The organism is Oxobacter pfennigii, assembly GCF_001317355.1.
Taxonomy (GTDB): Bacteria; Bacillota; Clostridia; order Clostridiales; family Oxobacteraceae; genus Oxobacter; species Oxobacter pfennigii.
In genome coordinates this window covers 15189-28082 of sequence record NZ_LKET01000041.1, presented here as the reverse complement: position 1 = coordinate 28082, position 12894 = coordinate 15189, and the positions used below count along the sequence as shown (strand labels likewise).

Annotated in this window: 12 protein-coding genes; all 12 read left to right on the top strand. The window is 45.8% G+C overall.

The genetic code is table 11. From position 1 onward, the window contains the following. Positions 1-24 precede the first annotated feature (24 nt). Positions 25-987, top strand: a complete 963-nt coding sequence (locus OXPF_RS15750; RefSeq protein WP_054876190.1) for an ABC transporter permease — start codon at positions 25-27, stop codon at positions 985-987. A 14-nt stretch (positions 988-1001) separates the two neighbouring features. Continuing rightward, positions 1002-1865: an ABC transporter permease gene (locus OXPF_RS15745; protein ID WP_201779730.1), complete on the top strand. Its 864-nt coding sequence runs from the start codon at positions 1002-1004 to the stop codon at positions 1863-1865. Next, the gene (locus OXPF_RS15740; RefSeq protein ID WP_054876189.1) at positions 1865-2833 is read left to right on the top strand and encodes an ABC transporter ATP-binding protein; all 969 of its coding nucleotides are present in this window, start codon (positions 1865-1867) and stop codon (positions 2831-2833) included. Before OXPF_RS15745 ends, OXPF_RS15740 begins: the two co-directional genes overlap by 1 nt. Position 2834: 1 nt before the next feature. Then, a complete protein-coding gene (locus OXPF_RS15735; protein ID WP_201779729.1) occupies positions 2835-3824 on the top strand; it encodes an oligopeptide/dipeptide ABC transporter ATP-binding protein in 990 nt (329 codons plus the stop codon). 83 nt (positions 3825-3907) lie between these two features. Further along, positions 3908-5479, top strand: coding sequence for an ABC transporter substrate-binding protein (locus tag OXPF_RS15730; protein ID WP_054876188.1), 1572 nt, complete (start codon positions 3908-3910; stop codon positions 5477-5479). Between the two features lie 171 nt (positions 5480-5650). Continuing rightward, positions 5651-7039, top strand: coding sequence for a M14 family zinc carboxypeptidase (locus OXPF_RS15725; protein WP_054876187.1), 1389 nt, complete (start codon positions 5651-5653; stop codon positions 7037-7039). Positions 7040-7290: 251 nt separating this feature from the next. Further along, the gene (locus OXPF_RS15720; protein ID WP_054876186.1) at positions 7291-7839 is read left to right on the top strand and encodes a MarR family transcriptional regulator; all 549 of its coding nucleotides are present in this window, start codon (positions 7291-7293) and stop codon (positions 7837-7839) included. Further along, positions 7821-8561, top strand: a complete 741-nt coding sequence (gene sufC / locus OXPF_RS15715; protein WP_054876185.1) for a Fe-S cluster assembly ATPase SufC — start codon at positions 7821-7823, stop codon at positions 8559-8561. Before OXPF_RS15720 ends, sufC begins: the two co-directional genes overlap by 19 nt. 12 nt (positions 8562-8573) lie before the next feature. Next, positions 8574-9980: a Fe-S cluster assembly protein SufB gene (gene sufB, locus OXPF_RS15710; RefSeq protein ID WP_054876184.1), complete on the top strand. Its 1407-nt coding sequence runs from the start codon at positions 8574-8576 to the stop codon at positions 9978-9980. Positions 9981-9991: 11 nt separating this feature from the next. Further along, entirely contained in the window at positions 9992-11098 is a 1107-nt protein-coding gene (locus OXPF_RS15705) for a SufD family Fe-S cluster assembly protein (RefSeq protein ID WP_054876183.1), read from the top strand. Further along, the gene (locus OXPF_RS15700; RefSeq protein WP_054876182.1) at positions 11095-12324 is read left to right on the top strand and encodes a cysteine desulfurase; all 1230 of its coding nucleotides are present in this window, start codon (positions 11095-11097) and stop codon (positions 12322-12324) included. The genes OXPF_RS15705 and OXPF_RS15700 overlap by 4 nt, the downstream gene beginning before the upstream one ends. Next, positions 12311-12748, top strand: coding sequence for a Fe-S cluster assembly sulfur transfer protein SufU (gene sufU, locus OXPF_RS15695; RefSeq protein WP_054876181.1), 438 nt, complete (start codon positions 12311-12313; stop codon positions 12746-12748). The genes OXPF_RS15700 and sufU overlap by 14 nt, the downstream gene beginning before the upstream one ends. Positions 12749-12894 lie beyond the last annotated feature (146 nt).

Here is a 12894-nt window from a genome sequence, read left to right as displayed (position 1 = left end):
TAGAAGTGCATAGGAGGAGTTGAAGTGAAAAAGTATGTCGCCAGAAGGCTTTTAATGGGCCTGTTAACAGTCATAGCAGCTTTTACGATTAATTTTATTATTATCAGACTAGCGCCGGGAGATCCTATTTCAACCCTCATGGGAAAAGAAACCAACGACCCTGCTTTAAGGGCGGCATTAGAAGAAAAATACGGATTCGATAAGCCATTGACTGCTCAATATGCAATATATCTTAAAAGTGCAGTTGCCGGTGACCTGGGAACATCAATTATTTACAATAAACCGGTTGCTAAAATGATTTCCGAGAGAATTATCCCCACTCTTCTGCTGGTACTGACTGCGGCGGTACTGGCCCTCATCTTTGGAACACTCATGGGTATTCAGGCCGCCAGGCATGAAGGAACAGCCATTGATGCCATTTTTTCAGGGTTTTCCTATATTTCTAATTCCATGCCGTCATTCTGGCTGGGGCTGATGCTTATTATTATATTTGCGTCCAAGCTCGGCATTCTCCCGTCATATGGGATGGTGAATGCAAGAGCCGCATATACCGGCATGGATTATGTATTCGACGTGCTCCTGCATATGATTTTGCCGGTGGGAACCCTGCTGCTGGTCCAGATGCCCCTCTATTTCAGAATTGCCAAATCCTCCATATTACAGGTGACCAACGAAGATTTTATAGTTACCTTAAGAGCTACGGGTATGGGTGAGAAAAAAATATTCAATAAATATATTTTAAGAAACGCCATACTTCCTACAATCACAATCTTCGGCATATCAATGGCATATTTAATCACAGGCGTCATCCTTATAGAAACCGTATTTGCCTGGCCGGGAACCGGAAGCTTAATGCTTACGGCAATCAACCAGCGGGATTATCCCACCCTCATGGGGATATATCTTATAATGTCCATTTCGATATCGGTGGTTATGGTGCTGGTGGATATTGTATATGCCCTGTTCGACCCGAGAATACGCTATTAAAGGGGGTGCTTGTGATGATGGATATTAAGAAGTATGCCAAAGATACCATAAAAGCAATAAGGAGCGACAGGCAGCTTGGATTTGGATTTTTCAGCATTATAATTCTTTTGCTTATTGTAGTGTTTGCCCCTGTAATTGCTCCCTTTGACCCATATTCCTTCGGTCCGGATATTTTGAGCGGATTGGGGGAAAAGGGCCATCTTCTGGGGACCAACCATTTGGGACAGGATATATACAGCATGATAATTTACGGAACCCGGACTTCCCTTATGATAGCGGTTATTTCAGCGTTGATTTCGGGAGTTTTGGGAGTTTTAATCGGAGGAATAGCAGGTTATTTCGGGGGAAAGCCAGACCTTATGGTTTCGGAGCTCATCAACATGTTTATGATGCTGCCTACCTTTTTCCTTATTTTATTGGTTGTGGCACTGTTCGGCAACAGTATTGCCAACGTTATGATCGTCATCGGCATAACGACCTGGCCAAGCAATGCAAAGTTAATGAGGGCCCAGGCCCTTTCCTTAAAAGAAAGAACCTTTGTAAAAAGCGCAGTTGCAATGGGGGAGGGCAAATTTCAGGTACTGTTTAAATATATAATTCCCAACGGCATATTTCCCGTGGTGGCAAATACCACAATAGGCATGTCAAACGCCATATTGACGGAAGCCGGCCTTAGCTTTTTAGGGCTGGGCGATCCAAATGCCATAAGCTGGGGGCAGATGATATATGTAGGCAAGCAGTACATCACCAGCGCCTGGTGGATAGCAACTTTTGCCGGCCTTGCAATTGTTGCTACGGTAACGGTATTTTATTTGCTTGGAGACGGTATAAACCACGTGCTTGACCCCAAGCATATCAACAGGAAGGGGGCGGAATAGTGGAGCAGATTTTGGAATTGAGAGATTTTTGCGTGACTTATATCAACAAGGATAAAAGGATATATGCTGTTAAAAATGCCGGCTTAAAAATTAATAAAGGGGATTCGCTGGGTATTGTGGGGGAATCCGGTTCAGGCAAATCTACACTGGCAATGGCGCTGTTGAGATTGTTACCCGAAAAAAACACGGAGATAACAGGCAGTGCCAATTTTATAGGCAAGGAATTGACCAAACTGAAGGAAAGCGACTTAAAGGATATAAGGTGGAAGGAACTGGCGGTGGTATTTCAAAAGTCCATGAATTCGCTGAGTCCGGTACACAGGATAGGGACACAAATTGAAGACATATATAAAGTACATAATCCCGATGCAGCCAAGGGGGAGATATTTGACAGGATTACTTACCTGCTCAAGCTGGTGAACCTTTCGGAAAGAGTATACACCATGTATCCCCACGAGCTGTCGGGGGGTATGCTGCAAAGAGTGTCCATTGCCCTAAGCCTTATACATAACCCTAAATTGCTGATACTTGACGAGGCTACCACTGCCCTTGATGTTGTAACCCAAGGACAGATACTCGATGAAATAGTGAAAATGGAAAAAAATATGGATGTAACCAGAATTATGATCACCCATGACATTTCGGTTGTATCGGCTTCCTGCAATAAAATTGCCGTAATGTATGCAGGAGAGTTCATGGAATTGGGATATGCCAAGGATGTTTTAAAATGTCCGAAGCATCCGTATACGGAAGGGCTTTTAAAATCCTTTCCTTCCCTTAAGGGAGACAAGTCCAAGCTTGCCGGTATAGGCGGCTACCTGCCGGATTTATCAAAGGAAGCAACAGGATGCATTTTTGAACCGAGATGCCGGCAGGCAAAGGATAAATGCAAGCAGGAAAGGCCGGAATTCCGGGAGACGGAAAAGGGCAGGATAGTACGGTGTCATCTGTACGGAGGTGAGATGTGAAGTGGAGAAAAGTAAACCATATATAAAGATCGACGGGATTTCCATGTGGTATCCCCATAAAAATAAAAGCCTTATAAAAATGCTGCAAAAGGAAAAACAGTGGATAAAGGCAGTAGACCAGGTTTCTTTAGAGCTGGAAAGAGGACAAGTACTGGGGGTCATAGGTGAAAGCGGCTGCGGAAAATCCACTTTGGGGAGGGTACTTGCCAGGCTTGAAAATCCCACAACAGGCGATGTATATATAGACGATATATCCGCCGGGGAAATTATCAGGAAAAACGCCAGGGAATTCAGGCGGATGGTGCAAATCGTCTTTCAAAACCCCTTTGATACCTTTACGCCCAGGGATACCATAGAAAAAATCATGGTCAGGCCCTTAAAAATCCATGGCATCGGACAAACAAACGAGGAAAGAAGGGAAATTTGCTTAAAGGCACTGGAATCAGGGGGGCTTCGCCCGGCAGAGGACATAATGAAAAGATACCCTCACGAGTTATCGGGAGGCCAGCTCCAAAGGATATCAATTTTGCGTTCCATGCTGTTTGAACCTAAGTTTATTATCGCCGACGAGCCGGTTTCCATGCTGGATGTGTCGGTTCGGGCGGATATTGTCAACATGCTGCTGGCATTAAGCAAAGAGAAGAATGCGGCTGTGATTTTTATAAGCCATGACATAGCACTGACCAGGTATGTATCGGACAAAATAGCCGTTATGTATTTAGGAAGGGTGGTTGAGTACGGCGACAGCGATACAGTTATAAACCATCCGCTGCACCCCTATACACAGGCCCTTATATCCAATTGTTCGTCCATAGACCCGGAAGAGGTTACGGAAATTATTAAAATCCAGGGGGAACCGCCTACGCCGGTTAACCCCGGTCCGGGCTGCTATTTTGCCCCAAGGTGCTTTAATGCCCATAAAGAGTGTTTTATAAAATATCCTGCCACTGTAGATATAGGAGGCGGACATACAGTGGCATGCGATAGATAAATTGGAGACATGCCTTCGGCTGCCCCGGATTTATACTTAAAAAGAGAAGGTGTGCCCCCTAACATTGATAGGAGGGATAAATAATGAAAAGAAAAATTTTATTGACAACAGTAATCCTGGCTTTAATTTCAACTGCAATAGCCGGGTGCTCAGGCACTAAGACTGAAGGAGGAAACAATACCCAAAAGGAAAAAATACTGATCGTAAGAGCCAATGGAGATCCAATGTCATTTAATCCGGATACATTGGCAGATGACTATGCTTATGCGGCCAACCAGAACATCTATAACCGCCTTGTAAAATTAGATGCGTCAAAGCAAATTATACCGGATCTGGCTAAAGACTGGAAGGTAAGCGATGACGGCTTAACTATTACCTTTAACCTGAAGGAAAACGCCAAATGGCATGACGGGAAACCTGTAACAAGCAAGGACGTCAAATACACCTTTGACACCATTAAAGCAAACAGCACATATTATTTCAGCTCCAGGCTGGGAATAGTCGATTCCATTGAAGCGCCGGATGACAATACGGTTGTATTTAAAATGAACAACCCCGATGTTTCCTTTGTTGCCGATTTGGGATGGTATGCCTGTTTCATACTGCCCGAACACATATACAATAACGGACAGAAATGGGAGGACAACCCGGCCTCAAAGAACCCCATCGGCTCAGGCCCCTTCAAATTCTCCGAATTTAAGCAGGGCGTGAGCGTTACCCTGGTTCCTAATGCGGATTATCACGAAGGGGCGCCAAAGCTTGACAAGCTTATTTTTTCAATTATCCCTGATGAGCAAACTGCCGTACAGGCATTAATCAACGGGGAGGTCGACGTATTTGAAAACGTGCCTTCCGCCAGCGTAGACCAGCTCAAATCAAACGATAAAATCAGACTGGCCTTGAATGAATACCCTTCGCCTGTAAGGCTGATATTCAATTTAAAAAATGAAGTATTGCAGGACGTTAATTTAAGGCGGGCCATCGCAGCTGCCATCAACAAAGAAGAAATTTCCCAGAAGGTTTTTAACGGAGTGCAGAAGCCGGAGTACAGTATGTATCCCTCTCTTATAGAATGGGCGGCAAATACCGAGGATACATCTCCCGGATTCAATATCGAAGAGGCTAAAAAAATACTGGAGGATGCCGGCTATAAGAAAAATGCAGAAGGCTTCTATGTAACGGGTATCACCTTAGACGTATTCCAGGGAAGCGGAAACCCTGATGTTGCAAAGCTTTTAGAAGCCACTTTAGCGCAGGCAGGCATAGGCTTAGATGTTGCTGTCCACGAATACAATGCATGGAGCCAGAAAGTCGGCATCAACAGAGATTTCATGATTGAAATGCAAGGCGGTTTTATGGGACCGGATCCTGCTGCCCTGGGTAAACGTTATGGGACAGGCTCAGGAAACAATTACGGAGAGTACAGCAATCCCCAATTTGACGATTTAATGCTTCAAGGGGCGGCAACGGGAGACCAGGAAAAGAGGGCGGAGATTTACAAAGAAGCCCAGACGCTGCTGGCCAAAGATCTTCCCTACATTCCAATCGTTTCTTATGCAGTCTACGATGCAAATAATTCTGCCTATGTAAATCTTCCCATAGACGGTGCAGGAAAATGGGGTTGGGCAGAATATACCTTTACGGATTTAAAATAATTCTAATGTCCGGTTGGTGCGGTTGCGTTTTGAACACGGCCTTCGCTGCGTTCGAGTTCTGCAAGTTCTAAGGCTCTCACAATGCTTATTGCGCCGTTCAAAACGCAACGCATATCTCCGGATACCCTTAGCTTAAAATGATGTGCATCATTTAATCATTGGAGGTTATTAATGAAAAAAATATTTGATGACTTAATAAAAAATGTGCCCGATTACAAAGAATTTTTAACGGTGGAAGAAATGGATGCAAGCAGCAAAAAACTGGCCGAGGATTTTCCGGAAGCAGTGGAAATATTTGAAATGGGAAGGACAAGAAGAAATCATCCCATTTACTGCCTGAAGATAGGGAAGGGGTCAAATAATGCGCTTATGTTCGGCTGCCCTCACCCAAACGAACCCATTGGAGCCATGATGCTGGAGTATTTTACCGCGGAGCTTGCGTCCAATAAAGCTTTAAGGGATGAGCTGGATTATACATGGTATATTATTAAAGCCTGGGATGCAGACGGCACAAAGCTTAATGAAAACTGGTTCAAAGGCCCCTATACCCTTTATAACTACGCCCGGAACTTTTTCAGGCCTGCAGGGCACCAGCAGGTAGACTGGACTTATCCAACCGATTACAAGAATTTGCATTTCCATAATACTATAGCTGAAACCAAAGCCATGATGAAGCTTATAGATGAAATAAAGCCAAAATTTATCTACTCCTTGCACAATGCCGGCTTTGGAGGGGTTTACTGGTACATTACAGAAGAGTCCGGGGAAATTTATGACCATATGAGAAATGCCGCAAAAAAACAGGGGATCCCTCTTAATTTAGGGGAGCCGGAAGCGCCTTACTGTGTGGCATACGATACTGCCATATACCAAAGCCTGGGCATCCGCCAAAACTATGACTACCTGGAGGCTTACGGTGTAAAAAATCCTGAAGAAATTATTAAAGTGGGAACCTGCACCGCCGATTATGCCAAGGAAAAATACGGAGCCTTTACGCTTTTAACCGAATTGCCTTATTTTTACGATAAGAGAATAAACGACATGTCTGAATCGGATATGAGTAGGAAGGATGCCGTCCTCCTGAGCCTTAAATTCAGTGAAAAATCAGATACGTTTATCAAAACCACGCTGGAGAATGTTATGCAGTATATCGATAAAAACAATCCTTTCAGGCTGGCGCTGGAGGCCTTTATCAATAACTGGGAATCAAACGAAGCCACCATAAAAATGGTTACGGAAAACCCGGATTTTGCCAGGAAAGCAACAGTGGCCGAGAAGTTTGCCAATTTATTAATCACCAGGTTCTATAAAATGCTGTCTTATGGCCTGCTGGTCAGGGCCAACGAAAGCCAATTAAAAAAGATGGCGGATATAAATGAGGATAACCAACAAAAGAAAGCTGCTCTGGAAGATGCATTTAAGCGCTCCGAAGAAAATTTGAAAAAGCTGAGTATAGAACTGGAGCAGCTTATAGATTATGAAGTGGTTCCTATTAAAAAGCTGGTTGCCATTCAGCTGGAATGCGGGTTATTAATGGCGGAATATCTTCAGCAAAGGTAATATAAGAGGCTGCTCAATTTTGAACACTCCATTGCAGTTCGGGTTCTGCAAGTTCTAAGGCTCACTGCCTTGAAAATAATCGTTCAAAATTAGCAGCCCATTTTTGCAGTAAATATGAACAGGCGTCATTAAGAAAACAAAAATTTATAAATGGTATAATTTTATAATAATATTGACACAATATTTTTTAGTAACTAAAAAATATTGTGTTTTTTGTTTAGTAACTATATAATATTTATAGGTGATGTGAAATGTATAAAAAAGAAAAACTGATAAAAAAACTGTATCAGACTTTGAATATCATGAGCTGTGAAGCAAAGATTGCCAGAAATTACGGGACGGATCATAAGCTGACCTATTCGGATATCAGCCTTTTAAAGTGCATACAGAACAATGAAAATACCAAAGCCAGCGAGCTGTCACAATACCTGGGAATGACCAACGGCGCAGTGGCCCAGTTTGCCAAAAAGCTTGAAGCCAAAGGATACCTGGAACCATACCGGATTGACGGCAATAAAAAGGAAGTGTATTACAAGTTGACGGACAGCGGTGAAGCAGCCTGCCGGGGATGCGACGAGCATTATAAAAAACTGATGAAGGGAATTGAGGACTATATTTCCCAATTGGATGAAGACACCGTTAAAAAAATTGGCGGGCTTTTTGACTTGATTGCTGTCAACGCCGCTGTTGAACAGCATTGCTCCATAAAGCATACCGCAGGCAAGGATGAGCCTCAAAGTGATAACGATTCTCAAGGAGAGGTGATAAGGAGGTGCGAAAAATGCCAAAGAATTTACTAAGTATAAAGGACTTGCATGCATCCGTAAACGGACAACCCATATTAAATGGGGTTGACATTGCAATCAACCCTGGAGAAGTGCATGTACTCATGGGGCCCAACGGAGCCGGGAAGTCCACCCTGGCAAACGTAGTCATGGGTGATCCCCGGTACCGGGTGGATAAAGGAAACATTTTTTTCGAAGATGAGGATATTACGGAAGAGAAGACGGACGCCCGGGCAAGAAGGGGCATGTTTCTCTCCTTTCAGGCGCCGGAGGAGATTTCCGGAATAACGGTGGAAAATTTTCTGCGCACTGCAAAAGCGGCTTATACAGGTGAGGAAATAAAGCTTTTACCTTTTAGAAAGGAGCTTCGGGCTAAGATGGAGGAACTGGGGATGGACGCCTCTTATGCCGCCCGGTATCTCAATGTTGGTTTTTCGGGCGGAGAAAAAAAGAAAAATGAGATCCTTCAAATGTCAATTTTAAACCCCAAGCTTGCCATACTGGATGAGACCGATTCCGGCCTGGATATCGATGCGGTAAAAACAATTTCTGAAAGCCTTCAGCGTTATAAAAATAAAGAAAATGCGGTTTTAATAATCACTCATATAACAAGGATTTTGCAAAGCCTTTCCGTGGACTATGTCCATATCATGGCGGAGGGCCGTATCATAAGGACTTCCGATGCCTCCATCATCGATAAAATCAACAGGGACGGATTTGCCTCTGTACTTGGTTAAAGGAGGGTAATGATGGATAAGCAAAAAACAATGTTAAAGGATATTGACAGGGAACGCTTCGATTTCCGGGATGAGGACAAAAGCGGCTATAAGACGGGTAAAGGCCTTTCAGCAGATATCGTTGCGGAGATTTCAAAAGTCAAAAATGAGCCGCTCTGGATGCTGGAGCACCGCCTACGTTCGCTGGAAATCTACGATCAAACACCCCTGCCGGCCTGGGGGCCGCCTCTTGACGAGCTTAATATGGATGAAATAGTAACCTATGTAAGGCCGGACACCAAAATGAAAAGTAACTGGAACGAGGTGCCGGAGTATATCAAAAGCACCTTCGAGCGCCTGGGGATTCCTCAGGCTGAGAGGAACTACCTGGCAGGAGCCGGCGCACAATACGACTCGGAAGTGGTCTACCATAATATAAAGCAGGAGCTCTTAAGCCAGGGAGTCATTTACACCGATATGGAAACAGCCCTGCGGGAGCATGAGGACATTGTAAGGGAGCTTTTTATGAAGCTGGTGCCTCCACAGGATCATAAGTTTGTGGCTTTGCACGGCGCCGTATGGTCCGGAGGCTCCTTTGTATATGTGCCCCAAGGGATTCACGTTGATATTCCCCTTCAGTCTTATTTCAGGCTCAATGCTCCCGGAGCAGGGCAGTTCGAGCATACTCTGATTGTTGTGGAAAAGGGCGCCAGCGCCCATTTTATAGAAGGATGTTCGGCTCCCAAATACAATGTGGTAAATCTCCACGCCGGGTGCGTGGAGCTGTACGTAAGGGAAGGGGCTTCTCTCAGGTATTCCACAATTGAAAACTGGTCGAAGAACATGATGAACCTTAATACCAAGAGGGCCATCGTCGAGAAAAACGGCAGCATAGAGTGGATTTCCGGCACCTTCGGCTCCCATACCACCATGCTTTATCCCACCAGCATCCTTAAGGGAGAAGGGTCCCGGTCTGCATTTACCGGCATCACCTTTGCGGGGAAGGGGCAAAATCTGGACACGGGAACCAATGTGGTCCACGCCGCGCCAAATACCTCGTCAACTGTGAGTTCACGCTCCATTTCCAAAGACGGAGGGTGTGCCGTATACAGAAGCTCTATCACCATTTTGCCGGAGGCTTCGGGAGCCAAATCCTCCATAGTCTGTGAATCGCTTATGATGGACAGCGCTTCCCGTACGGATACCATACCGGTTATGGATATCAGAAACGACAAGGTGGATATAGGCCATGAAGCAAGGATAGGGAGAATAAGCGATGCGGCGGTATTCTATCTTATGACCAGGGGTCTGACGGAAGAGGAAGCCAAAGCCACAATTGTCCGGGGATTTGTGGAGCCCATTGCCAAGGAGCTCCCCCTGGAGTATGCGGTGGAGATGAACCGGCTTATCAGTATTGAACTGGAAGGTACCATCGGTTAGGAGGTATGAAAATGGAACCATTGACTATAAAAATGAAGAGAATGCCGGTAAGGACCTGGAACCGTTCCCGTGTAAACGACGCTGAAGTTGTCCTTATTTCGCCGGAAGGTATATGGGACGCCGGTGTGGCGGGTGTATGTACCGTAGGCCAGGTTGTTATACAGCAGAATTTTGAAAGGCTGGAATTTGAGGAAGAGGATGCAGCCAACCTTTTTATAACTGATGAAATGAGAAGTTTCATTGAGGACCATGGCAGCCGGAGGTATTTTATCAGGATCCCCAAGGGCTGTGCAGAAAAGAAGCCGGTTATCCTGACCTTTAATATGGACGGCGAAAATCCAATCCTGGTAGACGATATCATCATCGATGCTGAGGAAGGATCCAGTGCCTCGGTGATCCTTAATTATGAATCCAAAAGCAACAAGCCCGTATACCATTATGGACGGACGCGGGTCATTGCCCGTCCTGATTCCAAGGTGAAGCTTATAAAGGTGCAGATGCTTGACGGTAAAGCCGGCCATACGGACGCAATAGAAGGCATAGTAGAAGCAGGGGCCCAGCTTGATGTCATCATTGCCGAGATGGGCGGGGCCTGCCCTGTTTCAAGCTGCAACCTCATCCTCAAAGAAGAAGGAGCCGCCGCTAACCTGGATGTGATTTACCTGGGTAACGGTGAACGCTCCCTGGATATGTCCTACCGGGTGGAACACCGGGGGAGAAAAACTGTCTCCAAAATATGCGGCAAGGGCATCCTTATGGATAAGAGCAAAAAGGTTCTCCGGGACACTCTGGATTTTGTGAGCGGCGCCTCCGGCTCCAAAGGCCGGGAAGAGGAGAGCGTGCTCATGCTGGGACCGGAGGTTAAAAATATTTCCGTTCCCCTGCTTCTGTGCGGAGAGGACGATGTGGAGGGGGAGCATGCGGCCACCTCAGGCAGGCCTGACGACAGCATACTATTCTATTTGATGAGCAGGGGAATCAGCGAGGCGGAAGCAAAAAAACTGCTGGCCCAGGCTGCTTTTTCATCGATTGTTGAAAAAATTCCGGATTATTTTATACAGGATAAGATACTTTACACTGTGAGCAATTCCATTGAAGGAGGAGGTGAAAGGCCTTGAGCAGATATTTAAAGGATTTTCCATTACTACAGCAAGTAGATAAAAAGGGGCGGCTTCCGGTCTATTTAGACAACGCGGCTACGACACAAAAACCCCAGGCCGTGATTGACGCCGTTGCTTCATATTATAAAGTTTCCAATGCAAATCCCCACCGGGGAGCTTATGACCTGAGCGTGGAGGCCACGAAGGTGCTGGAATCGGCCAGGGAGAAAGTCAAAGCTTTCATCGGGGCCGGTAAGGCGGAAGAAATTGTCTTTACAAAAAGCGCGACGGAATCTTTAAACCTGGCAGCTAAAAGCTGCGGGATGTTTTTAAAGGAGGCCGGCGATGAAATCGTCCTGGCCGTTTCCGAGCACCACAGCAACCTGGTGCCCTGGCAGATAGCGGCACAGGTCCGGCAGGCCAGACTTACCTATATGTACACTGACGAATCTGGGAGGCTTCCTTATGAGGAAATTAAAAGCAAAATTTCCGAAAGGACAAAGCTGGTGGCAGTTGCCCACGCCTCCAATGTGACAGGGTCGGTTAACCCAATCGAGCAGGTTATAGAACGGGCCCATAAGGCAGGCGCAGCAGTTGTGGTAGACGGTACTCAAAGTATCCCCCACATGGCGGTGGACGTAGCATTACTGGATGCCGACTTTTACGCTTTTTCCGCCCATAAAATGCTGGGCCCCATGGGTGTCGGAGTTCTTTACGCAAAAGAGAAGTTTCTTTTGGATATGCCTCCATTACTGTACGGAGGCGATATGATCGAATATGTTGAAGAGCAGTCATCTACCTTTGCGTTTCCTCCCCAGAAATTCGAGGGAGGCACTCAGAACGTAGGAGGCGTCGCAGGTCTTTCTGCCGCCATCGATTATTTGAACAGTGTTGGCATGAATGAATTACAGGCTGCTGAGGTTGAGCTTACAGCCTATATGCTGGAGAGGCTTCATGAAGTCCCCCATCTTAAAATTGTGGGACCTGATTGCCTTGATGACCGGACCGGTGTGGTTTCCTTTGTATTGGAAGGGGTTCATCCTCATGATGTAGCCACAATACTCAATGCGGACGGCATAGCAATCCGCTCCGGACACCATTGCGCCCAGCCCTTTATGCGCCACCTGGGTGTGCAGAGCACCTGCCGGGCCAGCCTATACCTCTACAATACAAAAGAAGATATCGACCGGCTGGCAGACAGCTTAAAAGGGGCAAGGAGGTGGCTTGGCTATGGAACTGAATGAGCTATACACTGAAGTTATCACCCAATACAGCCGTTCCCAAAAGCACAGGCATCCCCTTGACAATCCGGATATCAAGGTGCAGGGAGTCAATCCCAGCTGCGGGGATGATATCAGCCTGGAACTTAAGGTGAACGGCGGAACAATTAAAAATGCCGCCATTTTAGGCAGCGGGTGCGCCATATCCATGGCATCTGCCGCAATTATGGCAGACCTCATTGAAGGAAAATCAACTGCTGAGGCAGAGCGCCTGGCAGCGCTGTTCCTCGGCATGATCCGGAAAACCGTAACCGAAGAAAATGAACTGGAAGAGCTGGAGGACGCACTGGCCTTTCAGAACATTTCAAACATGCCTGCCCGGGTTAAATGCGCCGTGCTGGCCTGGCACACCCTGGAGGAAGCCTTGAAGAAGCTGAAGGTTTCTTAAAAGGCTTCTTCTATAATAGAAGCTTATTGTTGATTTTTATCATTGAGCAGGAGGGGTTTTCAGGCTCTGTATAACAGGTGTTTTATTTGAATAATTTTAAATAGAATAAAACCAATATTTTTGGTAAAATATTAGTAATAGGAATT